Here is a 26,016-nt window from a genome sequence, read left to right on the forward strand (position 1 = left end):
CCTCCCCCGCCGGGTCCGGCGCGGTTCCTACCCGGCGGTCCTGCGTCAGGCGCGGTTCCTACCCGGCCGCCCTGCGATGCCGGTAGTTCACGGCGGACGCCTTGGCCACCGCCAAGGGGTTCAGGAACCGCAGGGGACCGATCAGGCGGGACGCGAACAGGTGCATGTGCCGCGCCAGCGACGCGTCTCGCGCCGCCGCCGAGAACATCAGCCGCTCCAGGGGGTTGAACGGCCTGGCCTTCGCGAAGTCGGCGGCCAGGTTCTGGTGCGGACCCAGCCGGCGCCGGTGCCTGCGGGCGTACACCGCGAGGGACTTGTCCAGGTCGCCGCTACCGTTCACGGCCGGGGCGACCGCCTCCGTCAGCCACTGCGCGGACTCCAGGGCCCATCCGCAGCCCACGCCCCACAGCGGGTCGCCGGTCAGCGCGGCGTCGCCGATGAGCGCGAGGCCCGGCGCCGTCGCCCTGCGGCTGTACAGAGGGTGGTCGAGCAGTCCGATGATCTTCGAGACGCGCTCGGCGGAGTCGATGGGCGGCGCGTCGGGCAGGCCCCGGACGAAGTCCAGGAAACTGCCTTCCAGGTCCTCCCGGAAGTCCGGCAGCCGCTTCTTGTCCGGGACGACGGCGATGACCGTCACCCCGTCGTCGTTCGGGAACGCGTACGCCATGTCGGGCTCGAGGAACCAGGTGTGCCCGATCCCGTCGCGCAGCGGCAGGTCCCGGTAGTGAGCGAGATAGGCGAACCGGGTGTTCTCGTACTCCCGCGTGGCCACCCCGGCGAACTTCGCCACGGCCGAGTCCTTGCCGTCGGCCCCGACGACCAGACGGGCCCGTATCTCCCGCTCGCCGCGCCGTGTCGAGGCGCGCACCCCCACCGTCCGCCCGCCCTCCGTGACCAGCCCGGACACCTGATGGCCGAGGAGCAGATCGACCCCGGGAGTCTGCGCGGCCCGGTCCCTGATCATCGGATCGAGGACGCTGCGCCGGATGTTGTACGCGTACGGCAGCTCCGGTCCACCCGGTGCGGGCCTCGGCTCGATCCAGCCCCAACGGGTGTACCAGCGCGCGTCGTTGTGCACTGCGCCGGCCTTCTCCAGGTCGGGGACGAGGCCGATCTCCGCCAGCACCGGGTAGGCGTTGGCCGTGATGGAGTGGGTGCACAGGACCTTGTACGCCCCGGGGTCGGAGCGGCGCTCCAGCAGGGCGACGCGGGCACCGCGCCGGGCGAGCAGGATCGCCGCGGCGCTGCCCGCGAGGCTTGCCCCGCCGATGACGACGTCGTAGTCGTCCACCGCACTCTCGGACTCGGTCATGTGCTGATCTCCCCTTCAGTACACAACTGCTGTCAGGCGCATGCCGAATGGTAGTGCGGGATACTGTGCCGCGAACGGTACGTACACGGGGGCGAGGCCGGAAGATGACACTGCGGGACGGGGATCCGCGGACGATCGGCGGGTACGACCTGATCGCCCGCCTCGGGTCGGGCGGGATGGGGACGGTGTACTCGGGGCGGGCCGCCTCGGGCCGGCTCGTCGCGGTGAAACTGGTGCACCAGCAGTTCGCCGACGACCCCGAGTTCCGGACCCGGTTCCGGCAGGAGGTGGCGGCCGCCCGGCGGGTGAGCGGGGCCTTCACCGCCGCCGTGGTGGACGCCGACCCGGACGCGGCGCGGCCCTGGATGGCCACGCAGCTCGTGCACGGGCGGACGTTGGGCGCGCGGGTGAAGAGCGACGGGCCGCTGCGCGGGGCGGAGTTGCGGCTGCTCGCGCTGGGGCTCGTGGAGGCGCTGCGCGAGCTGCACACCACCGGGGTGGTCCACCGCGACCTGAAGCCGGACAACGTGCTGCTCACGGACGACGGACCACGGGTCATCGACTTCGGGATCTCGCGGGCCGCCGGGCAACAGACGCTCACCTCGACGGGCCAGATCCTCGGGACTCCGCCGTACATGTCGCCGGAGCAACTGTCCTCTCCGGCACGGGTGAAAGCGTCGTCGGACGTGTTCTCGCTGGGCTCGGTGCTGGTGTTCGCCGTCACCGGCCGCGGGCCCTTCGACGCGGACTCGCACTACCTGACCGCCTACCGCGTGGTGTCGGAGCCACCGGAGATCGACGCGCTGACCGGCTCGCTGCGGGCCGTGGCCGCCGCATGTCTGGCCAAGGAGGCGGCCGAACGGCCGGGCCCCGAGGAGCTGCTGGCCGCGCTGGCGGAGATCCCGGCGGACGACTGGGAGTCCCCGCTCGCCTCCTCGGTCGCGTCGCGTGTCACGCCGCCGCTTCACGAGGACACGGCCGGGGACGGGACCGGGTCCGGGGACGGGTCCGGGGACGGGTCCGGGGACGGGTCCGGGGACGGGTCCGGGGACGGGTCTGCCGGGCCGCCGACCGAGGACGCGGGTGGGCCGCCGACCGGCGACGCGGGCGGGCCGCCCACCGGACCGGTCGCACGCCCGGTGGCCGAGGCCCGCGCGGTGGCCGAGCGACGCCGGCGCGTGCGTCGGCGCTCCCTGCTCGCCGTGGTGCTCGTGGCCTCGCTGCTGGCCGGCGGCGGGGTCTACGTGCGGTACTTCCAGCAGCCCGGCGGTCCGCGGGACGACGCCACGTCCCCTCCCTCGCAGAGCACCACGCGCCCGCCCGCCCGGCCCGCCACCACCACGACCCTCCCCGCGTACGTGGCCACCGACGGTGGCAGCCCGACCGGCAACTCGGCCTACGCCGACGCGCCCGCCCGGCGCCCCGCCGGCTGGCGGGCATGGAACGGCCGGCCGGACATGGGGGCGTGCGTGTACGCGGACTCCTCGCTGGTGTGCACGGCCCCCGGCCCCGAGGCCGGCTCCGACGACGTGCTGGGCCGCTTCGACGCGGCGACCGGCGAGCCGCTGTGGGGCCAGCTGCTGGAGGACGTCGTGGACGGGCAGGGCCCGTTGGTGGCCCCCGGCGCGGCAGCCGGACGCCACACGGTGATCGTGCTCGGCAGGGACGGGTTCACCGCCCACGACCTCGTCGACGGCGCCGCACGCTGGACGTACACAACCAAGAAGCGGCTGCGGCGGCCGGTGCTCGACGCGGACGGAAGCCGGGTGTTCGCGGTCGACGCCTCCGGGACGGTCACCGCCCTGGAGACCCGGTACGGCAAGGTCCTGTGGCAGCGGACGGTGTCCGGGACCGGGGACGGCCCCCCGGTGCTGCGGGTGGCGGCTGACCGGGTCTACGTCCAGGGGCGGTCCCAGAGCTCCGGCACCATGGCCCACAGCTTCGTGACCGCCCTCGACGCGTCGACCGGGGAGGAGCTGCCGTTCGGGACGCCCGAGGACGGCACCCGGTTCCAGCTGCCGGGGACGTGCGCGACGCGCGGACTGACGCTGGCCCAGGACGAGGGCCCGGGCCCGGCCGAGGGCGAGTCCGACGCCGGGTCCGCGGACGGGGCGACGTTCTTCCTGTGCACCAAGGAGGACGGGACGGGCGTGCTGCGCGGTGAGCCCGCCTGGCGGCGGACCACGGACATCCCGTACTCCGGTACGGCCCTGTCCGGACCGACCTCCGCCGGGGGCAGGCTGTATCTGCTCGCGGCGGCCTCGAAGGACGGCCCTGCCTTCGTCCAGCTCGACCAGAAGTCCGGCGCGGCCGTGTGGCGGGTTCCGCTGGCGAAGGAGTGCCCCGGTCTCACGCGCCCGGAGGCGGCGAGCGCGGTGGTGGTCACCGACGGTCTCGCGTACGTCAGGTGCCGGACCTCGGGGGTGGTGATCGACCTGGTCTCCCGCAGGAAGACCGGCCGTTTCACCGTCCCGGACGGTGGCGTGCCCACCGGCCCGGACGGCCCGGCCGGCTTCCTGGTGGTGGGCGGAGTGGTCTTCACCCCGACCACCGAGGGGTGGTCCGCCGTCGCACCCACCCGGGCCTAGACCGAGGTGGGTGCGACGGCGGGGCCGGGTCAGGCGGCGGGCTGCTGCTGGGTGACGCAGTGGATGCCGCCGCCGCCCGTGCCGAGGCGGTCGATGTTCAGCTGCTCGATGACCCGGTCCGGGTAGAGCCGGGCCAGGGTCGCCCGGGCCGCCTGGTCGGCCTTCGTGTCGCCGAAGTGGGCGCTGATGACGGCGCCGTTGCAGAGGTAGAAGTTGGCGTAGGAGGCCAGGAAGTCCGGGTTGGTGGAGCGGATCTTGTAGTAGTCCGGGCCCTGGAGCTTCATCGTGTCCATGGGGACGCCGTTCGCGGTCGTCGAGGCGGACAGGATGCTGAACTGCTGGCGCGCGTCACGTGCGTAGGCGTCGTTGTCGGAGGCCAGGGGCATCTGTACGAGGGCCTCGCCGGGGGCGAGGAAGCGGGACGTGGCGTCGACGTGGTCGTCGGTGATGTCCTGGCCGCGGACGCCGTCGAACCAGATCATCTTGGTGGCGCCGTACGCGTCGAACAGCGCCGTCTCGATCTGGCGTTCCGTCATTCCGGGGTTGCGGTTGCGGTTCACCAGGCTGCTGCGGGTGGCCATGAGGGTGCCCGCGCCGTCCTGCTCGACGGCGCCGCCCTCGCCGACGAGGTCGGCGGAGGTGAACGGGACACCGACCCAGGCGGCGATCCGCTCGGCCACCAGGGCGTCCTTGGCGTGGGCCTGCTTGTTGCCCCAGCCGTTGAAGTTGAGCCCGACGGCGTCCAGGCCGCCCTGGCCGTCCGTGCGGAAGACGGCGCCGGTGTCCCGCATCCAGGCGTCGTCGACGGGGATGGTGCTGAGGACGGTGACCGCGGAGCCGCACTGCTGGCGGGCCTTGGCCGCGCTGCCGGAGTTCGCGCACATGACGACCGGCTCGTACTTGGCGATCGTACGGGCGATCAGGGCGATGTCCGCCTGGACGCCGCTCAGCTTGTTCCCCCAGATGGAGGTGGAGTCCGGCCAGGCCATCCAGGTGCGGGTGTGGCGGACTTCCTCGTTGGGGACCCGGAAGGTGCCGGCGGCCGCGGTGGCCCGGCCGAGGTTCGTCGTCGTGGCGAGGGCCGCTCCGACGGCGGTCGCTCCGGCGGCGACGAGGAATCCTCGCCTGTTCAGGGATCGCGTCACTTCATCCTCCTGTGTGGGGGTGTGCCTGCGGGGACGACAGCTCCAGGCGGGCCGCCGCGATCCCGTCCGGGTTCCAGCCGGGGCGCGGTACGGAGTCCAGGAGCAGCCGGGTGTACGGGTGGTGCGGCGCGGCGAGCACCTCGCTGGTGGCGCCCGCCTCGACGACACGGCCGCGGTGCATGACGAGGACCTCGTCGGTGACGCACCGGACCACGCCGAGGTCGTGGGTGATGAACAGGTAGCCGATCGGGGTCCGTTCGCGGATCTCCGCGAGCAGGTTGAGGATCTGGGCCTGGACGGACACGTCGAGCGCGGCGACCGCCTCGTCCAGGACGAGGACCGCGGGTTCGACGGCGAGCGCCCGGGCGATGGCCACGCGCTGGCGCTGTCCGCCGGAGAGCTGCCGGGGCAGGGCGTCGGCGGCGCGGGTGCCGAGGCCGACCTGGTCGAGGAGTTCCCTGATGCGGGGCTCGGGGTCGCGGTCGGGGAAGTGCAGCCGCAGGGTCTCCCGCAGGACCCGTTCGACGCTCGTCCTGGGGTCGAGCGAGAGGTACGGGTCCTGGAAGACCATCTGGACCTCGCGGGCCCGGGCGAGGCGCTGGGCCCGGCCGCGCGCCCGGGCGGGCCGGGCCAGGCCCCGTACCCGTACGTCTCCGGTGTCGGCCCGTTCCAGGCCGACGACGATGCGGGCGGTCGTGGTCTTGCCGGAGCCCGATCCGCCGACGATGCCGAGAGAGCCGCCCTCGGGCAGGGTGAAGGAGACGTCGTCGACGGCCTTGACGGCGCCGAAGGTTCTGCTCAGGCCGGCCGCGCTCAGCAGGGGTTCGCTTTCAGGCATCGACGACCGCTCCTTCTTCCGCGAGCCGGTCGCTGTGGTGGCAGGCGGCGGTGTGTTCGGTACGGCCCGGGGCGGGCCTGGCCTCCGGGGCGGTCTCCCGGCAGATCCCGGTGGCGAGGGGGCAGCGGTCGGCGAAGGCGCAGCCGCTGAGCGGGGTGCGCAGGTCCGGCGGCTGGCCGGGGATGGCGGAGAGCCGGCCGCCGGGGGCGGTCAGGCGGGGTGTGGAGGCGAGCAGGGCCGCGGTGTACGGATGGCGGGGGCGCTCGAAGAGGGCTTCGGCTGGGCCGGTCTCGGCGATCCGGCCCGCGTACATGACGTAGACGCGGTCGCTGATGGCCGCCGCGAGGTCGAGGTCGTGGGTGACGAAGAGCAGCCCGGTGCGGAAGCTCGCGCGGAGCCGGGCGAGCAGGGCGATCACCTCGGCCTGGGTGGTGACGTCGAGCGCGGTGGTGGGTTCGTCGGCGAGGAGGAGGGCGGGGTCGCCCATCAACGCGGCGGCGATCACGACCCGTTGGAGCATGCCGCCGGAGACCTGCGTCGGATACTTCTGGAGCGTGCCGGCGTCGAGGCCCACGGCGTCGAGGAGTTCGGTCGCCCGCGCGGTGGCCCTCGGCCCGTCCATGAGCCCGGTCGAGCGGACGCCCTCGGTGAGGAAGTCCCCGATGCGGCGGAGCGGGTTCAGGGTGGCACGCGGGTCCTGGAAGATCATGGCGACGGTGCCGGCGCGCAGCGCGCGCAGCCGGTCGGCGGAGGCGGTGAGGACGTCACGGCCCTCGACCTGGACGGTGCCTTCGGTGGCGGCGCCGGGCGGCAGGAGCCCCAGGGCGGTGCGTGAGGTGAGGGACTTGCCCGAGCCGGACTCGCCGACGAGGGCGACGGTCTCCCCGGGGCCGACGGTGAGGTCGACGCCGTCGAGGACGGGGCGGGCGGTGCCGGGCAGTTCGAGGCGCAGGCCGCGGATGTCGAGCGTGGGCGGCGGGCTCTTGGGGCTCATCGGGCTCTCCTGGCTACGCGGTCGGCCCAGCGCTCGCCGACCACGTTGAACGCGACGACGGTGAGCACGACGAGGACGCACGGCAGGATCGCGGAGAGCGGGTAGCCGTGCTGGATGGCGGTCTGGCCGTCGAAGACCATGCGGCCCCAGTCGGGCGTGAGCGGGGGCACGCCGAGGCCGAGGAAGGACAGACCGGCGAGGTCCATGAGGGCGTAGCCGAAGTTGATGGTGGACTGGGCGAGGACGACGGGGGCGATGTTGGGCAGGATGTGGCGCAGGCAGATCTGGAGCGCCGAGTGCCCCTGCACCTGGTAGGCGCTGACGTACGGGCGGGCCCGTTCGGCGAGGACCAGGGTGCGGGTGAGCCGGCTGACGTACGGCAGGTACGCGAGGCCGAGCGCAGCGACCGGGGCGAGCAGCCCCTCCCCGTACACCGAGACGACGAGGATCGCCAGGAGCATGCCGGGGAAGGCGAAGACGAGTTCGGTCGACCGGGAGAGGACGGAGTCGAGCCAGCCGCCGCGCCAGGCCGCGGCGGTGCCGACGGCCACTCCCGCGAGGGTCGACAGGGCGACGACGCCGAGCGGGCCGAGCAGGGAGGTGCGGGCGCCGAGCAGCAGCCGGGAGAGGGTGTCGCGGCCGGCGGTGTCGGCGCCGAGCGGGTGGTCGGCGGAGGGGCCCGCGAGGGCGGCGCCGAGGTCGACGGCGTTGGGGTCGTGGGGCGCCAGCAAGGGCGCGAGGAGCGCCGCGAGGACGACGAGCCCGACGAAGCCCAGGCAGGCCAGGTGGAGCGGGGAGCGGCCGGAGCGCGCGGTGATCCGGGAGAGTCCGGGGCGCCGGGTCAGGACGGCGGTCATGCGGTGGCCCCTCTCGTGCCGAGGGTGATCCGGGGATCGACCAGCGGCAGCAGCAGGTCGACGAGGAGGTTCACGGCCATGAACAGGGCCACGATGATCAGGGAGACGGCCTGCACGGTCGGGAAGTCCTTGGTCGTGGTGGCCAGTTCGAGGAGCTGCCCGATGCCGCCGATGCTGAAGGCGGTCTCCACGAGGACGGTGCAGACCAGGAGCGTGGAGACGATCAGGCCTCCGGTGGTGAGCACGGTGCCGAGCGAGTTGCGCAGCACATGGCGCCGGATGACCTGGCGTTCGGGGACGCCCCGGCTGCGGGCCACGGTGACGTGCTCGCTGTCGAGGGCGTCGAGCATGGCGGCCCGGGTGACCCGGGCGAGCATGCCGATCAGGTAGAGCGCGAGGGCGATCGCGGGCAGGGTCAGGTGCCACACCATGTCGAGGAAGCCGTCGCCGGCGCCGCCGCTGGGGAACCAGCCGAGCCCGACCGCGAAGAGGCCCTGGAGCAGGACGGCCGCGACGAAGGACGGGGTGCCGACGGCGAGCGCGGTGGCGACGAGCACGGCGGTGTCCGTCCTGCCGCCGCGTACGGCCGCGACCTTGCCGAGCACGAGTCCGACGACGACCACGACGGTGAGCGCCATGGTGATCAGGAGCAGCGTGGTGGGCAGCCGGTCGGCGAGGAGCCGCGAGACGTCGGTGCGATAGGTGAGGGACCGCCCGAAGTCGCCCTGGACGATGTCGCCGAGCCAGCGGAGGTAGCGCTCGGCGAAGGGGTCGTCGAGGTGGTAGCGGGCGTTGATGGCGGCGAGCGCCTCGGGCGAGGCGGAGCGGCCGGAGAGCAGGAAGCTCGCGGGGCTGCCGGGCGCCAGGTACATGGCGCCGAAGACGACGAAGGAGGCGACGAGGAGGGTGGCCGCCATCTCGGCGATCCGTCGGGCGGCGAACCTGAGGAATGCTGCGGATCTCACGGCGCGGCCCCCGGCTGGGTGGCGGGCTCGGCCCCGGCGGCTCCGGAGGCGCCGACGTCGGCGGCCCACGGGTAGTACATGTAGGCGATGGTGGTCGGGGCCCCGGTGATCCTCTTGTTGAGGAAGAGGGCGGTCGGCCACTCGGCCACCGGGATCCACGGCAGTTGCTCGGCGGCGTGCCGCTGGAGCTCGCTCTCGATGCGCAGGCGCCGGTCCTCGTCGTAGGTGGAGACGGCCTCCTCGACGATGGCGTCGTACCGCTTGTCGCTGTACCCGGCGAAGTTGAGGTACGCGCCGGTCCTGAAGTTCGTCAGCAGGTCCAGCGGGTCGGTGATCGAGTCGTAGTAGGTGAGCGGGAACATGTCGATGCCCTCGCGCGCCTCCGGGTCGGTGAAGAGCGCCGTGAAGGCGTTGGGGGCGACGGACTTGAGCTGGATCCGCAGCCCGATCTCGCTGCCCGCGGCCTGCACGGCGGTGGCGAGCAGGGAGACGTCTTGGCCGATGGAGCTGGTGGCGACGGTCAGCGTCTTGCCTTCGGCGCCGGCCTCCTTGACGAGCGCGCGGGCCTTCTCGACGTCCCGTTCGGTGGACGGCAGTCCGGCGAAGGCGGCCTTGCGCACGTCCGGCGAGCCCGCCGCCCAGGCGGCGCGGGTGGTCAGAGAGCTGGTGGCCGTACCGGCGCCGCCGAGCCCGGCCTTGACGAAGCCGGAGCGGTCCAGGGCGAGGGAGAGCGCCTGGCGGACGCGGACGTCACCCAGCGCGCCCCGCATGTTCGTGATGCCGAGGTTGACCGTGCTGAGCCCCTCGCCGAACCAGAGGGTGCCGACGCCGCTGTCCTTGAGGCGTCCGTAGCTCTCGGTGGGGATGAGGTAGCCGCCGTCGGCCTCGCCGCTGAGCAGCGCGTTGGTGCGGGCGGAGGGGTCGGTGAGGAAGCGGAAGACGACCTTTCCGGCCTTGGCCCGGGTGCCCCAGTAGCCGTCGAAGCGCTTCAGTTCGAGCGACTGGCCCTTCTGCCAGGCGCCGAGGGTGAAGGGGCCGGTGCAGGCGAGGCCGCCGGAGGTGCCGTAGTCGGCGCCGGCCGCGGTGACGCCCGCCTTGGAGGCGACGACACCGGCGGCGGTCGCCATGTACTGCGGGAACTGCGAGTCGGGCTTCTTCAGCTTGACGGTGACCTGGAGGGGGCCGGTCTTGCGCACGGAGGCGACGTTCTGGAAGTTCTGCGCCCAGGCGGCGGCGTTCGCGGGGTCCGTCTGCCGGCCCAGGCTGAAGACGACGTCGTCCGCCGTCATCGTCCGGCCGTCGTGGAACCGTACGCCCTCGCGCAGGTCGTACACCCAGGTGTTCGGGTCGGGGTTGGTGGCCTTGCGGGCGAGTCCCGGTTCGAGGGTGAGCCGGGGCGTCCAGCGCATCAGGCTCTCGCAGACGTTGGAGAGGATGGTGTTCTGCGGGTAGTCGAACGCCATCGTGTGGTCGAGCGTGGGCGGTTCGGCGTAGAGCGCCCAGGTGAAGGAGTCGATCTCGCCCGTGGGCTCGGGCGTACCGGCCGAGAGCGCGAACGAGGCACCGGTTCCGTCCGCCCCGGCACGGGGCGGACCGGCGCAGGCCGCGAGGCCGGTGAGCACGGCGAGCGAGGCGAGGGCCGCGAGCGCGGTCCTGGCCTTACGGCGTCCGGGGACGCGGGGCGGGGGCGGTGCGGTGCTCATCGTCGCGCTCTCTTTCGGTACGGCGGGTGGGGAGAGGGTGGGTGCCGAGGGGAGGGAGGGGTGAGAGGGAGGGGTGAGGGTGCGGCGGGGGCGTCGCCGCCGCGGCCCGGTGGCCCTACGCGCGGGGGCGGGGCGCCGGGAGCTGCTGGGTGATGCAGTGGACGCCACCACCGCCGTACGCGATCACCGGGGCGGGGACGCCGACGACCTTGCGGTCCGGGTGGGCAGCGGCGAGCACCTCCATGGCGGCCAGATCCTGGGGCACGCCGGCCACGGGGACCACGAGGCCGCCGTTGGCCAGGTAGTAGTTGAGGTACGAGACCTCGATCTGCACGCCGGCGACCTCGCCGAACGCGGTCTGGGGCACGTCGACGATCTCCAGGGCCCGGCCCTTGGCGTCGGTGGAGACCTCCAGGACGGCGCGGTTGGCGCGCATCCGGGCGTGGTCGGGGTGCGCGGGGTCCGCGGGCAGGGAGACGACGACCTTGCCGGGGGCGGCGAAGGCGCAGACGCCGTCGACGTGCCCGTCGGTCTCGGTGTCGAGCAGTCCGCCGTACGGGAGCCAGATCACCTTCTCGACCCCGAGCCGTGCCTTCAGCTCGGCCTCGATCTCGTCCCGGGTCAGGTCCGGGTTGCGGTTGGGGTGGAGGAGGCACTGCTCGGTGGTGATGAGGGTGCCCTCGCCGTCGACGGTGATCGCCCCGCCTTCGAGGATCATGTCGGAGGCGATGCGGTCGACGCCGAGGTGGTCCAGGAGCAGGGCGCTGATCCGGTCGTCGGAGTCGTAGGGGTGGTGCTTGCGCCCCCAGGCGTTGAAGCGGAAGTCGACACCGGCCCGGTTCCCGTCCTCGTCGAGGACGAAGAGGGGCGCGGAGTCGCGGAACCAGGAGTCGTCGAGGGGCAGTTCGATGACGGTGACGTCGTCACCGCAGTGGGTGCGGGCCTCGCCGCCGTAGCCGGGCGGGGCGACCATCGTGACGGGCTCGAAGCGCGAGATCGCCCGGGCGACCTCGGAGTACTCCCACTTCACGGCGGACAGGACGCCGCCCCACAGCTCCTCGCGGGTGGGCCAGGCCATCAGGCAGCCCTCGTGCTCGTCCCACTCGGCGGGCATACGGAAACCGGTCATGAGAGGTCTCTTTTCGGTCGTTGGAGAGGATGATGGTCTTAACTGAATTTTCAGTCAAGGCTCTGGGCGAGAGGAGGCCGGGGAATCACGGCGAGGCTCCCGAGGCGGGGCCGAGCCACTCGGACGCGGGGTGCACGGTCGGCCCGGAGGGCTCTGCGATGAACTCACTGTGACACTGACTGAAATTTCAGTCAATGGCCTGGGGGCACCTGGGCCGGGGGCGCGCCCGTACCTCCAGGCGCAGGGGCGGAGGGAGCCCGCCCCCTACCGCAGGGACGGAGGGGGCCCGCTACGGCTGCCGCAACCGCGCCAGCTCGACCTCGACGGCCTCCGACAGGAGGGTGCGCGCGTGCTCGATCGCGAGGCCGCCGCTCAGCCAGCGCATGCTCAGCCCTTCGAGGAGCGCCGTGAGCCGTTCCGCGGCCGCCGCGAGCCTGACGGCCGGCGTGAGGGGCTGCACCTGGCCCAGGAGCCCGGCCACCTCCTGCACCCACACCAGGGTCGCCCGGGCGAGGTCCTCGCGCAGGACCGGGTCGAAGACGGCGCTCGCCCTCAGTTCGCCCCAGGCCGTGCTGTTCTCCCGCACCTCGGGGGTGTCCTGGAGTTCGAGGAGCAGGACCTGGTCGAGTTCCTCACGCGGACTCGGCGGCTCCGCTCCGGCCTCCTGCACGGTGGTGTAGCGCTCGGCCCGGTCGTTGATGAACTCCAACGTGTGGCGCAGGATCCCGGTGCGGTCCTTGAAGTGGTAGTAGATCAGACCGGTGGAGACCCCCGCCTCTTCGGCCAGTTCCTCCACGCGCAGCCCGCGGACACCGCGCCGGGCGATCACCCGTGCGGCCGCTTCCAGGATCTGAGTACTACGAGACGCCATGCCACGAACCCTATCCGGCCCGGTCAGCCCTGACGCCGGTACTGGCTCAGGACGAGCGTGACGGGCCCGCCGCCGGCCGCCGAGGGGGCCGCGTCGACCAGCCGGGCCACGACGAGCCGCTTGCCGTCGGCGCTGCGCACGCAGAACGGCCGCTCGTCGGCGAGCTCTTCGTACGGCAGGCTCGTCACGGGTTCCGCGTCGATCCCGCGCTCGCAGTCGGCAGGACCGAGGGCGTACCCGGAGGCGACGAAGGCGTCGGTGTCCTCGGGAAGCACGAACCCGCCCTTGTCGCGGGCGAGATACCAGGCGGCGGTCTCGGCGGGCGCCACCTTCCCGGCCGCCAGGTCGAACTCGTAACCGTCGTCGGGGGCGGTCAGCTCCACGTCGGCGTAGCCCGGGTCGTACGCGACGCCCGCCCCGGCGTCTCCCGGGTCCCCGAGCCAGTACACGGCCCCGGCCGTCACCGCGAGCCCGGCGAGGACGGCGGTCGCGGCCACCAGCGCCGTACGGCCCCGCCGCGATCCGCGGCGGCCTCTGCCGTGCGGGGCGTGGCCCGGCGAAGGTCGGTCCGTCCTGGCGTGCTGCGTGGGGACGTGCGCGGTACGGGCGTGCTCCGTGCGGACGTGCTCGGTACGGACGTGCTCCGTGCGGACGCGGTGCGTGGGGACCGGGGTGGCGGCCCGCTCGTCCGCGGCGGCGGGGGTGCCGGACCGGCGCATGACCTCCCGCCCGACCGCGCCGAACTCGGGCGTCGCGCCCACGGCGGGGTGCGCGCGGACGGCCGCGATCAGCTCGGCCGGAGTGGGGCGCCGCTCGGGCGCCTTGGTCAGGCAACGCCCCACGATCTCGCGCAGTTCCTCCGGTACGCGGGAGAGGTCGGCCGGCTCGTGGACCACGCGGTAGAGGGCCGCCGACTCGGGCCCCGCCCCGAAGGGCAGGGCTCCGCCGGCCACGTAGGCGGCCAGTGCGCCGAGCGCGAAGACGTCGGTGGCGGGCGTCACGGCGTGCCCGAGCGCCTGCTCGGGGGCCATGTACGCGGCGGTGCCGATCCTCAGTCCGGTGCCGGTGAGCCCGGTGGCGTCGGCCGCGCGGGCGATGCCGAAGTCGATGACGCGCGGGCCGTCCTCGGCCACGAGGACGTTGGCGGGCTTGAGGTCCCGGTGGATCACCCCGGCCCCGTGGATGACCTGGAGGGCCTCGGCGATCCCGGCGACGAGCAGCAGGACGGTGGGCGCGGGGAGCGGGCCGTGACGCTCGACCACCTGCTGCAGCGAGGGACCCGCCACATAGGCGGTGGCGAGCCAGGGCACGGCGTCGTCGGCGTCGGCGTCCACCACCTGCGCGGTGAAGAGGCCGTGGATGCGGCGCGCGCTCGCGACCTCCTGGGCGAAGCGCAGGCGGAACTCGGGGTCGGCCGCGAAGTCCTCGCGGACGGCCTTCAGCGCGATGGGCCGCCCGCCCGGTGTGTGGGCGAGGTAGACGACCCCCATGCCACCCGAGCCCAGCCGGGCCTGGAGCCGGTAGCCACCTATCTCGTGCGGGTCGTCGGGCGTCAGCGGCGGGTGGACCGGCTGCGCCACGGGCGGCTGGGTCGAGGACATGGGCTGCTCTTTCGGCGGTACGGAACGGCGGGGCCGATGGGGCGCACGGCACGCCCTGCGCCCGAGAGTGCCTGTTGACTAAAGTTTCAGTCAATCTCGACGGTCGATCTCGGACCCGGTGAAGGAGCAGACGATGGCGGAGCGCAGGACGGCACAGCGCGCGACGAAGGACAGGAAGACGGCGATCCTGGAGGCCGCGGCCCGGGTGATCGCACGGCGCGGGGTGCGCGGACTGCGGATGGAGGAGCTGGCGGCCGAGGCCCGCGTCTCCAAGGCGCTCGTCTACTACCACTTCGGGGACCGCGCCGACCTCCTGCGCCACACCCTGCGCTTCATCGGCGACCGGGCGGAGCGGTACACCCGCGACGAACCCCTGGAGCGCCGACTCCTCCTGGAACTCCAGGACACTCCCGAGGTGCGGGAGAACAGCACGGCCTGGGCGGAGCTGCGGGCCAGCGCCGTCTTCGAACCGGAGCTGCGGGAGGAGCTGGCGCGGGCCGGCCACGAGTGGGTCCGGGAGATCGCCGACCTCCTGGGCGGGACCACCCCGGCGGCCCCCGACGCCGCCCTGGTCGGCGCCGCCGAGCGGCTCACGGTCCTCCTGGAGGGCCTGAGCACCCGGTGGCTGATCGGCCTGCTGCCGGTCGGCCACGCCTCGGAGCTGATGCGGGAGGCGATCACGGCGGAGGTCGAGGCGTTGCGGCGGCCCGGAGACGCGCAGGAGGCCGAGCGGCCGCACCGGCCCGGGTCGCGTACCGCCTGCCCCGTCGGCTGACGAGACGCGACCGCACCGGGCCAGGGACCGCGGACGGGCGCCACAGACACGGACCGCGGACACGGACCGCGGACAGGGCCACAGACACGGACCGCGGACATGGACCGCGGACGGGGGCCACAGACGCCCAGCCACCCGCCCTCGCCATTTGACTGAAAATCCAGTCAGTGCCACAGTGGCGTTCACGGCCACCCCCACTCACGCCCGGCCCAGCCGTCACACCGGCCGCCATCCGCGTGAAGCCAAGGCCCGCGATTCCGCCGCCGCGCCGCGTCACCGCGACCCGTCAGGCCGCCGCCGGATAGTCTCGCCAGCCCACGAACGGAGTACGTTGTGTCCCACTTCCTCCCTTCCCGCCGCACCGCCTTGCGTGCCTTCGCCGGCATCGGCGCCGCCCTCGGCCTCGGTGCGGCAGCCTGCGGACCGGAGGCGCCCGTCAGCGGAGACACCACCACCGCCCCCGGCCGCACCCCGGCCGCCGGTGGCGAGCGCCGCTTCGGCGCCGAATGGGAGAGCCACACGCGTACGTTCATGTCCTGGCCGGCCCTCGCCTCGGTCTGGGAGGACGACCTGCCCTACGTCCGGGAGGACATCGCCCGGATCGCGCGGGCCATCGGGGAGTACGAGGCGGTCGTGCTGATGGCCCGCCCCGACCAGGTGGCGGCGGCCCAGCGGGCGTGCGGGTCGCAGGTCGAGGTCATCCCGCTCGCCGTCGACGACCTCTGGACCCGCGACACCGTCCCCGTCTTCGTCGAGGACGACGGCAAGCTCGTCGGGGTCGACTTCAACTTCAACGGCTGGGGCAACAAGCAGGAGCACGCCAACGACTCCCAGGTGGGCCGCAAGTTGCTCGCCAAGTACGGCATCCCGCGCGAGGTGGCGCCGCTCGTCGCCGAGGGCGGTTCCTTCGAGACCGACGGCGAGGGCACCCTCCTCATCACCGAGAGCTCGATCGTCAACGACAACCGCAATCGCGGGAAGAGCCGGGACCAGATCGAGGACGAGCTCGTCGAGTACCTCGGCGTGGAGAAGGTGATCTGGCTGAAGGGCGTCCGCGGCGAGGACATCACCGACGCGCACGTGGACAGCCTCGTCCGCTTCGTCGCGCCCGGCGTCGTCCTGCTCGACCAGGCTTTCCCGGGCACTCCCCCGGACTCCTGGTCCCGCTCGGCCGACCAGGCCCGCTCGGTGCTCGACACGGCGACCGACGCGAAGGGGCGACCCTTCGAGATCATCGACCTCCAGCAGCCCGACCCCGACCGGATCACCGGCGAGGGCGACGACTTCCTGTCCACCTACGCGAACTTCTACATCGCCAACGACTCCGTGTTCCTGCCCAAGTTCGGCGACCGCAAGGCCGACGCCCGGGCCAAGGCGATCCTCCAGGAGCACTTCCCGAAGCGGGACATCGTGCAGCTGCAGATCGACACCATCGCCTCCGGCGGCGGTGGCATCCACTGCGCGACGCACGAGCAGCCCGGAAAGCCCGCGGCCTGACCGTGACCCGCAGACGACCCCCGTCGCGGCCTCGCGGCGCACTCCTCGGCGCCCTGCTCGTCCTCCTCGCCGTCGCGGCGGCCGTCGTCTGCGGGTTCTGGCTCCAGTACGGCGAACGCCAGGACCTGGACACCCGCTACGAGGCAGGCAGCGCGGCTCCCGACCGGATCGACATCGACGCCACCGTGCAGCGCGTCGACGCGGCCGGCCGGGAGCTGGTGCTGCGGGTCCTGGTGACACCGCGCGGAGCCCTCGCCGAGGCGGGCGGGCTCTCGCCCGCCGAGAACCTGACGCTGCAGACCTCGCCCGCCGTCCGCGGCGACCTCACCTTCCCCGCCCACGGCCGCATCGCCACCGTCGACGTGCCCGTCGCGCTGTCGGGCGGCCCGATCACGGACTACCCCTTCGACACGTACGCCACGGAGCTGGAGTTCGCCGCCGTCCAGGGTGGTGAGAGCGTGCCCGTACGGATGCGGCTCTCCAACGGCGACACCCTGTTCTCCCTCGCCGCCGACGCCTCGGAGATCCGGGGCGCCGCGGTCTTCTCGGTCGAGGCCGCCCGGTCGGGCAGCGCCCTCGTCTTCGCCGTGTTCATGATGGTGGCGATGTGGGCCCTGACGGTCGCCGTCCTCATGGGCGGCTGGTACCTCGTACGCCGCCGCAAGGGCCTGACCTGGCCCGCCCTGGGCTGGATGGCGGCCACGCTCTTCGCCCTCGCCGCCTTCCGCAACACCGCCCCGGGCGCTCCGCCGATCGGGAGCCTGCTCGACTATCTCGCCTTCTTCTGGGCAGAGATACTGATCGCGTTCTGCGTGATCGTGGTGGTCGTCGGCGCCGTGCGGGCGGAGGGCCCGGTGCCGTCGGAGCCCGCGCCCGCGCCCGCGCAGCCGTAGACGTTCAGTCGCCCCGCGCGAGGAGGCGGCCGGTGGGCTCGGCCAGGTTGCCGCGGTCGGCGATGCGCTCACCGCGCAGCCAGGTCGACGTCACCACACCGTGCAGGGTCTTGCCCGCGTACGCCGTCACCCGGTTGCGGTGCTCCAGGTCGGCCGGGTCGACGGTGAAGGTCGCCTCGGGGTCGAGGACGGCGAAGTCGGCGTCGCGGCCCACCTCGATCGCTCCCTTGCGGTCCAGGCCCGCCAGCCGGGCCGGGCCCTCCGCCATCCAGCGGACGACGTCCTCCAGGCTCCGGCCGCGGCGCCGTGCCTCGGTCCAGATCGCGGGCAGGCCGAGCTGGAGCGAGGAGATGCCGCCCCAGGCGGAGGCGAAGTCGGCGGTCTTGAGATCGGCCGTCGACGGCGAGTGGTCGGACACTACGCAGTCGATCGTGCCGTCGATGAGCCCGTCCCACAGCGCGTCCTGGTTCGAGGCCTCCCGGATCGGCGGACAGCACTTGAACTCCGTCGCCCCGTCCGGCACTTCCTCCGCCGTCAGCGTCAGGAAGTGCGGGCAGGACTCGACGGTGATCTTGACGCCCTCGGCCTTCGCGGCCCGGATCAGCGGCAGCGCGTCCGAGGAGGACAGGTGCAGCACGTGGACACGGGCGTTGAGCCTGCGGGCCTGGTCGATCAGGTTCTCGATCGCCGTATTCTCCGCGTCGCGCGGCCGGGAGGCCAGGAAGTCCGCGTACTTCTCCCCCGGCTTCTGCGGAGCCGCGTCCAGGTGGTGCGGGTCCTCGGCGTGCACGATCATCAGGCCGTCGAAGCCGGCAATCTCGGCCAGCGAGTTCGCCAGCTGCTCCTGGTCGAGCTGCGGGAACTCGTCCACGCCGGACGGAGACAGGAAGCACTTGAAGCCGAAGACACCGGCGTCGAAGAGGGGACGCAGGTCCTTCACGTTGTCCGGCAGCGCGCCGCCCCAAAAGCCGACGTCGATGTGCGCCTTCGTACGGGCCACCTCCTGCTTGATCCGCAGGTGCTCCACGGTCGTGGTGGGCGGGAGCGAGTTCAGCGGCATGTCGAGCAGCGTGGTGATGCCACCGGCGGCCGCGGCGCGGGTGGCGGTCCAGAAGCCCTCCCACTCCGTGCGGCCGGGATCGTTCACATGCACGTGCGTGTCGACGAGTCCGGGCAGGACGACGTCGTCGCCGACGTCCTCGAGCCGGGCGCCGGCCGGTACCTCGGCGTCGTACGGCAGCACACCGGCGATCGTGCCGTCGGACACCGCGATCGACGCGGGGGTCGTGCCCTCCGGGGTGATCACACGGGTCGAGCGCAGGACGAGCTGTACTTCGGGCAACGGACGTTCCTCTCCTGGAAGGGGCTGCGGGATCAGCGGGACCTCGGGGGCCAGTTGACGATCCGCTTCGGGCGCGGCGGCGCGTACGTGCGGACCTTCGACGTCGACAGGCCCAGGCGGACGAGGGACTCGGCGATCGTCACGGCCGCCGTCACCCCGTCGACCACGGGGACTCCCGTGCGTTCCACGACGCGTTCGGTGAGGCCGGACATGCCCCCGCAGCCGAGGCAGATCACCTCGGCCCGGTCGTCCTCCACGGCCCTCGCCGCCTGTTCGACGATGGCGTCGACCGCCGCCTTCTCGTCCCGCTCCAGGTCGAGCACGGCGAGCCCGCTGGCCCGCACGGAGGCGCAGCGCGCGCTGAGGCCGGCCGCGTGCAGCCGCTCCTCGATCAGCGGGACCGTGCGGTCGAGGCTCGTGACGACGGAGTAGCTGCGTCCCAGGAACTGGGCGGTGCTCGCGGCGGCCTCCGTGATGTCGACGACCGGGACGTCGAGCAGTTCCTGGAGTCCTTCGCGGCCGTGCTCGCCGTAGCCCGCCTGGATCACGGCGTCGAAGGGCTCGGGGTAGGCGCGGACGGTCTCCATCACGGCGATGGCGGCCAGGTAGCTCTCGTAGTTGCCCTCGACGGACTCCGCCCCGAAGGCGGGGGTCAGCGGGACGATCTCGGTGCCGGGCGAGGCGGCGGAGGCGGCCTGCTCGCCGATGGACGCGGTGATGGACGGCGTGGTGTTGACGTTGGCGACGAGGATGCGCATGGCTGTTGTCTTCCGTACGTTCCGACGGATCTGCTGGACCGGTTCGACGCGGTGGCTCATTCGGCGGCGACGGCGATGGACTCGCCGTCCACGTCCTGGATGGGGGCCGTGCGGTCCGCGATCAGCGCGTACACGACGGCGGCGAGGACGGCGCCGACGAACCAGGAGAACCCGGCCACCGCGTGGAAGAAGGGCACCAGGGCGACGACCACGGCGATGCCGGCGCTGGGCACGAAGGCGGCGACGGCCCGCGGGTTGAAGCCGCCGCAGTAGTGGTACTCGCCCCGCGGGTCCTCCGTGTAGAGGTCGGGCACGTTGACCCGGGACTTCCGCAGCAGCCAGTAGTCGGCCATGATCACGCCGAAGAGCGGTCCGAGCAGGGCGCCGAGCCCGCCGAGGAAGTAGTTCACGACGATCGGGCTGTCGTAGAGGTTCCAGGGCAGGATCGCGAGGCCGATGACCGCGCTCACCACTCCGGCGCGGCGGAAGTTCAGCCGCCGCGGGAACAGGTCGATGAGGGCGTAGATCGGGGCCACGAAGTTGGCCAGCAGGTTCACCGCGATCGTGAGGGCGATCAGGGCGAGCGAGGCCGTCGCGAGGAGCGCCATGTTCGGGATGGTGCGGACGATGTCCGTGGGGCTGGTGATGACGTGCCCGTCGAGGGTGAACTGCGCGCCGCTGAGGACCACGACGATCACCGCGAAGAACAGCATGTTCACCGGTATGCCGATCACGTTGCCGCGCACGATCGAACTCCGGCTGGTGGCCGACCGGGTGAAGTCGCAGAAGTTCAGGACGAACGTCCCGTAGATCACCACCCAGAGCGCCGCCGCCTGGAGGATCTGGAGCCACATCGCTCCGCCGGTGAGCGGTGCGTCGACGGAGACGGAGATCGAGGCGTCGGCCCGCACGAACATCCAGACGGCGAGGGCGCACATCGTGATCAAGGTGGTGGGCGCGGCGAAGGCCATGTACCTCCGGATCATCTGCATGCCGTAGCTGACGATGAGGAGCTGGAGCGCCCAGAGGGACAGGAAGGTGATCCAGTCGAGGGTCGACTGGCCGAGGAAGGAGTTCCCGTCGAGGCCGGCCATGCCGGGGAACATCGCCAGGAGCAGGGCGCTGAGGACGGCGGAGGCGAGGTAGGTCTGGATGCCGAACCAGGCGATGGCGACGATGCCGCGGACCGCCGCCGGGATCTTCGCGCCCCTGATGCCGAAGGCGATGCGGCTCATGACGGGGAAGGGGACTCCCGTCTTGTGGCCCATGAACCCGGAGAGCGTCAGCAGCAGGAAGAGCAGGACCGACGCGAGGACGAAGGCGGCCAGGATGCCCCAGATGTTCAGTCCGAGCGCGAAGAGGCCGATGGCGAACGCGTAGTTGCCGAGGCTGTGGACGTCGTTGGCCCAGAGGGTGAAGACGTTGTACGCGCCCCAGCGGCGGCCTTCCCTCTTCGTGGGGGCCAGGTCGTAGGTGTACAGAACGGAGCTAGCGGCTCCGGTGGTCGTCGGGTGCGACCGGTCCTCCACGGCAGTCATCGAGCAGGCCTCGCAGATCATAGGGAGTTTCCACAGAGTGGAACTTGAATTCCGCGAGACAGAACGTAGTTTTCGCCAAAGAGAGCGTCAACAGCCGGGGCATTCTTCGTAGGATCGTCTGATTGAATGGGCGGAGGGCCCGCTTCCGCGCCCCATGGGCGGGGCGGAAGCGGGCCCTCCGGTGGAGCGGACGCCGATTCAGCGCGGGTGCCGGCGATACCACTCCTCCGCGAGGAGCCGGTACGAGCGGACCCGGTCGGCGTGGTCGTGCGTGATCGTGGTGATCAGCAGCTCGTCCGCGCCCGTCGCCTCCTGGAGCTGCTCCAGGTGGTCGGCGACCCGGGCGGGAGAGCCGACGAACTGGGTGTCCACGCGGTCGGCGACGAGCGTCAGGTCCGCCTCGGTCCAGTCGTGGTCCAAGGCCTCGTCCGGGGTCGGGAACGGGATGGCGCCCTCGCCGGAGCGGATGGAGCGGACCCAGAGGCCGTAGCCGGTGGCCAGCTCGCGCGCGGTCTCGTCGTCCTCCGCCACGACGACATCGGCGGAGACGCTGACGTACGGCCGGTCGAGCCGCTCGGACGGCTTGAAGGCGGCGCGATAGCCCTCGGCCGCCTCCAGGACGGTCGCCGGGCTGACGTGGTAGTTCGCGGCGAAGCGCAGCCCGTTGCGGCCCGCGACCTCGGCGCTCGTCCCGCCGCTGCTGCCGAGGATCCAGACCTCCACCTCCGCCCCCTCGCCGGGCACGGCGTGCACCTCGACCCCGTCGGCGGAGCGGTACTCGCCGCGCAGCAGCGCGAGGATGTCGTCGACCTGTTCGCCGTACTCCTGGGAGCGGGCGCCGGGCAGGTGCAGGAGCTGGTGCTGGGCGCGGAAGCGCGGCGAGTCGACGAGGTGCTCGAAGGAGAACCGCGGCGGGATCGCGAGGCCGTTGGGCGCGCGCCCGGCGACCACCCCCGTGGCGGTGTCGGCGGACCCGGGCGGCGGACCCGAAGGGCGCCCACCGGAACGGCCGAGGCCAAGGTCGAGACGCCCGGGGTGCAGGGCGTCGATCAGACCGAACTCCTCGACGGTGGACAGGGCCGTACGGTGACCGAGCTGTACGGCCCCCGAACCGATCCGGATCGTCGAGGTGGCGGAGGCGGTCAGGGCCAGAACCACGGCGGGCGAGGCGCCGGCCACCCCGGGGTTGAGGTGGTGCTCGGCGAACCAGTAGCGGGCGTAGCCGAACCGCTCGGCCTGCCGGGCCAGGTCGATGGTGTTGCGCAGCGCCTCGCCCGCGGTCGAACCGGACGATATCGGGACGAGGTCGAGGACCCCCAGCGGGATGGCGGGCATGAACGGTGCTCCTCTAGCTGTGGTCGGGGGCGGGGGTGGCCGGGCCGGCATCGGCCGCGCCGGCCTCGGCCCGGACGGCGACGGCCGGGGTGACGTCGGCCGGGGTGACGTCGGCGCCGAGGACCGGGGCCCACGGGAACGGCGGGTCGGGGATCTCCCGGCGCAGCACCGGCGCGATGTCGGACTGGAAGCGTTCGAGGGACGCGCGGTGCCGAGCGTCCGTCAGTCCGCCCGCGTCGGCCTGCAGATGGAGCACGCTGTGCCCGAACCGCTCGTGGTAGCGGTGCACCTTGTCGATGATCTGCTGCGGGCTTCCGATGAGCGCCGAGCTGCGCTCGACGAAGTCGTCAAGCGTCCGGAACACCGGCTCGACGCCCTGCTGCTTCTGGAACGCGAGGCTCGCCTCGAACACCGGCCGGTACGCGGCGATCGCCTCCTGCGAGGTACGGGCCGTGTGGAAGCCCGCCGTGCCCGCGCCGACGACGGCGCGGGCCGGGTCGTGGCCGTGGTGCTCCCAGCGCTCGCGGTAGTGGCGGACGAGCGCGGCGTACGGCTCGATGGGGTGCGTGACGTTGGCGGAGAAGAGCGGGTCCCCGTAGCGGGCGGCCAGGTCGACGGAGTCCTCGCTGGTCGCGCTGCCGTGCCAGACGCGGATCGGGCGCTGGAGCGGCCGCGGCCACACCTCGGCCTCGTCCAGGCCCGGCCGGAAGCGCGGGGCGGCGGTCACCCGGTCCTCGCGCCAGATCCGGCGGAACAGCTCGTACCCCTCGGCGTTGCGGTCCCACTGGTCCTCGGGCGTCACGTGGAACAGCTCGCGCTGGGCGGTGCCGTTGCCCTTGCCGATGATCAGGTCGAGCCGGCCGTCCGACAGGTGGTCCAGGGTCGCGTAGTCCTCGTACGCGCGCACCGGGTCGAGCAGGCTGAGCGTGGTGACGGCGGTGAAGAGCCGGATCCGGGAGGTGCGGGCGGCGATGTGGCTGAGGAGGACCGGCGGCGAGGAGGAGAGGAAGGGCCGCTCGTGGCGCTCGCCGACGCCGAAGCCGTCGAAGCCGAGTTCCTCGGCGAGCACGGCGTTGTCGATCACCTCGCGGAAGCGCTCGCGCGTCGACTTCTTGACGCCCGTGACGGGATCCGGGGCGTGCACGACGAGGGTGATGGCCAGGAACTTCACGACGCGGCCCGCCCGTTCCGCGCATGCGCGCGGTCCTCGGCCCGCGCGCGGCCGTCGGGGCGGGGGCGGGCGTCCGGGTGGGCGAGACCGAGATGGTCCCGGAGCGTGCTGCCGGTGTACGCGTGGCGGAAGACGCCGCGCTCCTGGAGCAGCGGCACGACGGTGTCGGCGAACGCGTCCAGGCCGCCGGGGGTCAGATGCGGGACCAGGATGAAGCCGTCGGCGGCGTCCGCCTGGACGAGGGAGTCGATGGTCCCGGCGACGGTGGCCGGGGAGCCGACGAAGGTCTGCCGGGAGGTGGTCTCGATGACCAGCTCGCGGATGGACAGCTTCTCCGCCTCAGCGCGGGCACGCCACTCCCGGGCGACCGCGAGCGGATCGCGGAACATCCGGACGCTCGCCCGGCCCTGGACCACCGTGTGCTCGCCGGGGTCGGGGTCGATGTCGGGGAGCGGACCGTCCGGGTCGTAGCCCGACAGGTCCCGGTTCCAGACCTGTTCCAGGTACGCGAGGGCCGTCCGGCCGCTGACCTGCTGCCGGCGCACCTCGTGGGCCAGCTCCCGCGCCTCGGCGTCCGTGTCGCCGAGGACGAAGGTCGCGGCGGGCAGGACGAGCAGTTCGTCGTGCGTGCGCCCGTGGCGGGCGAGCCGCCCCTTGACGTCGGCGTAGAAGGCGCGTCCCGCGTCGAGGTCGCCGTGCCGGCTGAAGATCGCGTCCGCGTCCGCCGCGGCGAACTCGCGGCCCTCCTCCGAGTCACCGGCCTGGAAGATCACCGGCCGACCCTGCGGGCCGCGCGGCACGTTGAACCGTCCCGCGATGTCGAAGTGCCGTCCCCGGTGGGCGAAGGCGCCCGCCTCCGCGTCCTTCAGGAAGATCCCGGCCGCCGAGTCGGCGACGAGCTCGTCGCCGCGCCAGGAGTCGAAGAGTTCGCGGGCCGTGGCCAGGAACTCCCTGGCTCTGGAGTAGCGCTCCTCCTGCGGGAGGAAGCCGCCGCGCCGGAAGTTCTCGCCGGTGAACGCGTCCCAGGAGGTGACGACGTTCCAGGCGGCGCGCCCGCCGGAGAGGTGGTCGAGGCTCGCGAACTGGCGGGCCACCTCGTAGGGCTCGTTGAAGGTGGAGTTGATGGTGCCGGTGAGGCCGAGGTGCTCGGTGACGGCGGCGAGCGCCGACAGGACGGTGAAGGTGTCGGGCCGCCCGACGACGTCCGACTCGTAGATCCGGCCGCCCTGTTCACGCAGCCGCAGCCCCTCGGCGAGGAAGAGGAAGTCGAACTTGGCGCGTTCGGCGGTCCTGGCGAAGTGGACGAAGGAGCTGAAGTCGATGTGGCTCCCGGCGCGCGGGTCGCTCCACACGGTGGTGTTGTTGACGCCGGGGAAGTGGGCGGCCAGATGGATCTGCTTACGGGGCTTGCCCGTACTCGAACTGCTCATCGTCGTACGGCTCCTGCTGTTCGCGCGGTCGTGTAGCGGTTGTCCGGACGGGCGAGCCCGAGCAGCCCGCGCAGGGTGTCCGCCTCGTACGCGGTGCGGAAGGCGCCCCGGCGCTGGAGCTCCGGCACCAGCTCCCGGGTGATCCGCTCCAGGTCGTGGGCGAGCACGCCGGGGCGCAGCCGGAATCCGGTCAGGCCCGCCGCCCGCCACTCCAGGAGCAGGTCAGCCAGCTCGGCGGGCGTCCCCGTGAAGATCGTGGCGTCGCTGGTGAGGGCCTCGCCCGCGAGCGCGTCCAGGCGGGCCTTGCGGGCCTCGGCCGCGCCGGGCTCGGCGTCCAGGAGGACGACCAGGTCGCCGAAGACGTGCACCATGTCCCCGGCGCGCCCGGCCGCGCTCTGGGCGGTACGGATCTCGCCGACGAGAGCGCGGGCGTGCTCGGCGTCGCGCGGGGTGACGTAGCCGATGTCCGCCGCGCGGCCGACGAGCCCGTAGGGGATGCTCCGGTGCGCCAGGGCGCTCACGACGGGCTGGCCCTGCGGCGGGCGGGGTGTGATCGAGGGCCCTCGGACGCTGAAGTGCCGGCCCTCGAAGTCGACGGGGTGGAGCCGTTCGCGGTCGACGAAGCGCCCGGTGGCGACGTCCCGTATCTCCGCGTCGTCCTCCCAGCTGTCCCAGAGCCTGCGCACCACCTCGACGTGGTCGGCGGCCTCGTCGAACAGTTCGGTGAGGAGGTCCTGTCCGGCGGGGGTGCCGTACTCCTCGACGCCGAGCCGTGGAAGGGTGCGGCGGCCGAAGTGCGCGGCCTCGTGGGGCCGCCCCGAGACCTGGATCCGCAGTCCGGCGCGGCCGTTGCTGACGTGGTCGAGGGTGGCGATCGCCTTGGAGATGTGGAAGGGCTCGGTGTGGGTGGCGATCACGGTCGGCACGAGACCGATGTGCCGGGTCAGGGGCGCGATCCGGGCGGCGAGGAGCACGGCGTCGAGCCGGCCGCGCACCTGGTCGGTGCGGTCGTCGGGGTCCGTGGGGTGCGAGGACTGGGGACCGAGCGCGTCCTCGATGGTCACGAAGTCGAGCAGGCCGCGTTCGGCCTCGGCGACGAGGTCGGCCCAGTAGCCGGGGGTGAACAGCTCGTGGGGGCGGGCGCCCGGCTCGCGCCAGGCGGCCGGGTGCCAGCCCGCGCCGTCGAGCGCGACGGCGAGGTGCAGGGGGTCGGGGGCGGAGGACTCGGAGACGGTGGACGGGGGTGCGGACACGGCGGGGGTGCCTTTCTGCGC

21 protein-coding genes are annotated in these 26,016 nt (G+C 72.9%); 4 read left to right on the forward strand and 17 right to left on the reverse strand.

Translation table 11 applies throughout. From position 1 onward, the window contains the following. Window positions 1-58 precede the first annotated feature (58 nt). The gene (locus AB0E14_RS06030; protein WP_362412715.1) at window positions 59-1,312 is read right to left on the reverse strand and encodes an NAD(P)/FAD-dependent oxidoreductase; all 1,254 of its coding nucleotides are present in this window, start codon (window positions 1,310-1,312) and stop codon (window positions 59-61) included. 104 nt (window positions 1,313-1,416) lie between these two features. Between AB0E14_RS06030 and AB0E14_RS06035 the strand changes: the two genes are divergently transcribed. Next, on the forward strand, window positions 1,417-3,900 hold the full coding sequence (locus AB0E14_RS06035; protein ID WP_362412718.1) for a PQQ-binding-like beta-propeller repeat protein: 2,484 nt from the start codon (window positions 1,417-1,419) through the stop codon (window positions 3,898-3,900). Between the two features lie 29 nt (window positions 3,901-3,929). Here AB0E14_RS06035 and AB0E14_RS06040 read toward each other — a convergent pair whose 3' ends face one another. From AB0E14_RS06040 to AB0E14_RS06080, 9 genes are all read right to left on the reverse strand, one after another. Continuing rightward, complete coding sequence (locus AB0E14_RS06040) at window positions 3,930-5,045, reverse strand: agmatine deiminase family protein (RefSeq protein WP_362412721.1); 1,116 nt, start codon at window positions 5,043-5,045, stop codon at window positions 3,930-3,932. A gap of 1 nt (window position 5,046) precedes the next feature. Continuing rightward, window positions 5,047-5,883, reverse strand: a complete 837-nt coding sequence (locus tag AB0E14_RS06045; protein ID WP_362412724.1) for an ATP-binding cassette domain-containing protein — start codon at window positions 5,881-5,883, stop codon at window positions 5,047-5,049. Continuing rightward, window positions 5,876-6,877 (reverse strand): ABC transporter ATP-binding protein, encoded by a 1,002-nt coding sequence (locus AB0E14_RS06050; RefSeq protein WP_362412728.1) that lies wholly within the window; start codon window positions 6,875-6,877, stop codon window positions 5,876-5,878. Before AB0E14_RS06050 ends, AB0E14_RS06045 begins: the two co-directional genes overlap by 8 nt. Then, a complete protein-coding gene (locus AB0E14_RS06055; protein WP_362412731.1) occupies window positions 6,874-7,734 on the reverse strand; it encodes an ABC transporter permease in 861 nt (286 codons plus the stop codon). The genes AB0E14_RS06050 and AB0E14_RS06055 overlap by 4 nt, the downstream gene beginning before the upstream one ends. Beyond that, a complete protein-coding gene (locus AB0E14_RS06060) occupies window positions 7,731-8,699 on the reverse strand; it encodes an ABC transporter permease (protein WP_362412734.1) in 969 nt (322 codons plus the stop codon). The genes AB0E14_RS06055 and AB0E14_RS06060 overlap by 4 nt, the downstream gene beginning before the upstream one ends. Beyond that, window positions 8,696-10,402 (reverse strand): ABC transporter substrate-binding protein, encoded by a 1,707-nt coding sequence (locus tag AB0E14_RS06065; RefSeq protein ID WP_362412737.1) that lies wholly within the window; start codon window positions 10,400-10,402, stop codon window positions 8,696-8,698. The genes AB0E14_RS06060 and AB0E14_RS06065 overlap by 4 nt, the downstream gene beginning before the upstream one ends. A gap of 115 nt (window positions 10,403-10,517) precedes the next feature. Then, complete coding sequence (locus AB0E14_RS06070) at window positions 10,518-11,531, reverse strand: agmatine deiminase family protein (RefSeq protein WP_362412740.1); 1,014 nt, start codon at window positions 11,529-11,531, stop codon at window positions 10,518-10,520. A gap of 289 nt (window positions 11,532-11,820) precedes the next feature. After that, a complete protein-coding gene (locus tag AB0E14_RS06075) occupies window positions 11,821-12,402 on the reverse strand; it encodes a TetR/AcrR family transcriptional regulator (RefSeq protein ID WP_362412743.1) in 582 nt (193 codons plus the stop codon). A 23-nt stretch (window positions 12,403-12,425) separates the two neighbouring features. Next, window positions 12,426-14,003 carry a serine/threonine-protein kinase gene (locus tag AB0E14_RS06080; RefSeq protein ID WP_362412746.1) on the reverse strand — a complete coding sequence of 526 codons (1,578 nt, stop codon included), beginning with the start codon at window positions 14,001-14,003 and terminating at the stop codon, window positions 12,426-12,428. 133 nt (window positions 14,004-14,136) lie between these two features. Between AB0E14_RS06080 and AB0E14_RS06085 the strand changes: the two genes are divergently transcribed. The 3 genes from AB0E14_RS06085 (at window position 14,137) to AB0E14_RS06095 (ending at window position 17,168) form a co-directional block, all read left to right on the forward strand. Beyond that, a complete protein-coding gene (locus AB0E14_RS06085) occupies window positions 14,137-14,778 on the forward strand; it encodes a TetR/AcrR family transcriptional regulator (RefSeq protein WP_362412749.1) in 642 nt (213 codons plus the stop codon). A gap of 333 nt (window positions 14,779-15,111) precedes the next feature. Beyond that, window positions 15,112-16,275, forward strand: coding sequence for an agmatine deiminase family protein (locus AB0E14_RS06090; RefSeq protein ID WP_362412752.1), 1,164 nt, complete (start codon window positions 15,112-15,114; stop codon window positions 16,273-16,275). Between the two features lie 2 nt (window positions 16,276-16,277). Next, the gene (locus tag AB0E14_RS06095) at window positions 16,278-17,168 is read left to right on the forward strand and encodes a DUF4436 domain-containing protein (RefSeq protein ID WP_362412755.1); all 891 of its coding nucleotides are present in this window, start codon (window positions 16,278-16,280) and stop codon (window positions 17,166-17,168) included. A 4-nt stretch (window positions 17,169-17,172) separates the two neighbouring features. Here the strand turns inward: AB0E14_RS06095 and allB are convergent, their stop codons facing one another. The 7 genes from allB to AB0E14_RS06130 all read right to left on the reverse strand — a co-directional run bounded on the left by allB (window position 17,173) and on the right by AB0E14_RS06130 (window position 25,995). Beyond that, a complete protein-coding gene (allB, locus tag AB0E14_RS06100; RefSeq protein WP_362412758.1) occupies window positions 17,173-18,510 on the reverse strand; it encodes an allantoinase AllB in 1,338 nt (445 codons plus the stop codon). A gap of 32 nt (window positions 18,511-18,542) precedes the next feature. Continuing rightward, entirely contained in the window at window positions 18,543-19,268 is a 726-nt protein-coding gene (locus tag AB0E14_RS06105; RefSeq protein ID WP_362412761.1) for an aspartate/glutamate racemase family protein, read from the reverse strand. A 56-nt stretch (window positions 19,269-19,324) separates the two neighbouring features. Continuing rightward, window positions 19,325-20,806: an NCS1 family nucleobase:cation symporter-1 gene (locus tag AB0E14_RS06110; RefSeq protein ID WP_362412764.1), complete on the reverse strand. Its 1,482-nt coding sequence runs from the start codon at window positions 20,804-20,806 to the stop codon at window positions 19,325-19,327. 198 nt (window positions 20,807-21,004) lie between these two features. Next, window positions 21,005-22,141 carry an LLM class flavin-dependent oxidoreductase gene (locus AB0E14_RS06115; protein WP_362412767.1) on the reverse strand — a complete coding sequence of 379 codons (1,137 nt, stop codon included), beginning with the start codon at window positions 22,139-22,141 and terminating at the stop codon, window positions 21,005-21,007. A gap of 13 nt (window positions 22,142-22,154) precedes the next feature. Further along, a complete protein-coding gene (locus AB0E14_RS06120; protein ID WP_362412770.1) occupies window positions 22,155-23,312 on the reverse strand; it encodes an LLM class flavin-dependent oxidoreductase in 1,158 nt (385 codons plus the stop codon). Further along, entirely contained in the window at window positions 23,309-24,742 is a 1,434-nt protein-coding gene (locus AB0E14_RS06125) for an NtaA/DmoA family FMN-dependent monooxygenase (RefSeq protein WP_362412773.1), read from the reverse strand. Before AB0E14_RS06125 ends, AB0E14_RS06120 begins: the two co-directional genes overlap by 4 nt. Further along, complete coding sequence (locus AB0E14_RS06130; protein ID WP_362412776.1) at window positions 24,739-25,995, reverse strand: LLM class flavin-dependent oxidoreductase; 1,257 nt, start codon at window positions 25,993-25,995, stop codon at window positions 24,739-24,741. Before AB0E14_RS06130 ends, AB0E14_RS06125 begins: the two co-directional genes overlap by 4 nt. Window positions 25,996-26,016: the final 21 nt, after the last annotated feature.

Source organism: Streptomyces sp. NPDC047981 (genome assembly GCF_040653315.1).
GTDB lineage: Bacteria > Actinomycetota > Actinomycetes > Streptomycetales > Streptomycetaceae > Streptomyces.

Excerpts from the sequence above, each read along its gene's own strand:
- AB0E14_RS06075 (WP_362412743.1), bottom strand. The coding sequence starts at position 12,402 with ATGGCGTCTCGTAGTACTCAGATCCTGGAAGCGGCCGCACGGGTGATC.
- AB0E14_RS06080 (WP_362412746.1), bottom strand. The coding sequence starts at position 14,003 with ATGTCCTCGACCCAGCCGCCCGTGGCGCAGCCGGTCCACCCGCCGCTG.
- AB0E14_RS06110 (WP_362412764.1), bottom strand. The coding sequence starts at position 20,806 with ATGACTGCCGTGGAGGACCGGTCGCACCCGACGACCACCGGAGCCGCT.
- AB0E14_RS06030 (WP_362412715.1), bottom strand. The coding sequence starts at position 1,312 with ATGACCGAGTCCGAGAGTGCGGTGGACGACTACGACGTCGTCATCGGC.
- AB0E14_RS06115 (WP_362412767.1), bottom strand. The coding sequence starts at position 22,141 with ATGCCCGCCATCCCGCTGGGGGTCCTCGACCTCGTCCCGATATCGTCC.
- AB0E14_RS06125 (WP_362412773.1), bottom strand. The coding sequence starts at position 24,742 with ATGAGCAGTTCGAGTACGGGCAAGCCCCGTAAGCAGATCCATCTGGCC.
- AB0E14_RS06050 (WP_362412728.1), bottom strand. The coding sequence starts at position 6,877 with ATGAGCCCCAAGAGCCCGCCGCCCACGCTCGACATCCGCGGCCTGCGC.
- AB0E14_RS06085 (WP_362412749.1), top strand. The coding sequence starts at position 14,137 with ATGGCGGAGCGCAGGACGGCACAGCGCGCGACGAAGGACAGGAAGACG.
- AB0E14_RS06045 (WP_362412724.1), bottom strand. The coding sequence starts at position 5,883 with ATGCCTGAAAGCGAACCCCTGCTGAGCGCGGCCGGCCTGAGCAGAACC.
- AB0E14_RS06070 (WP_362412740.1), bottom strand. The coding sequence starts at position 11,531 with ATGACCGGTTTCCGTATGCCCGCCGAGTGGGACGAGCACGAGGGCTGC.
- AB0E14_RS06035 (WP_362412718.1), top strand. The coding sequence starts at position 1,417 with ATGACACTGCGGGACGGGGATCCGCGGACGATCGGCGGGTACGACCTG.
- AB0E14_RS06055 (WP_362412731.1), bottom strand. The coding sequence starts at position 7,734 with ATGACCGCCGTCCTGACCCGGCGCCCCGGACTCTCCCGGATCACCGCG.
- AB0E14_RS06105 (WP_362412761.1), bottom strand. The coding sequence starts at position 19,268 with ATGCGCATCCTCGTCGCCAACGTCAACACCACGCCGTCCATCACCGCG.
- AB0E14_RS06065 (WP_362412737.1), bottom strand. The coding sequence starts at position 10,402 with ATGAGCACCGCACCGCCCCCGCCCCGCGTCCCCGGACGCCGTAAGGCC.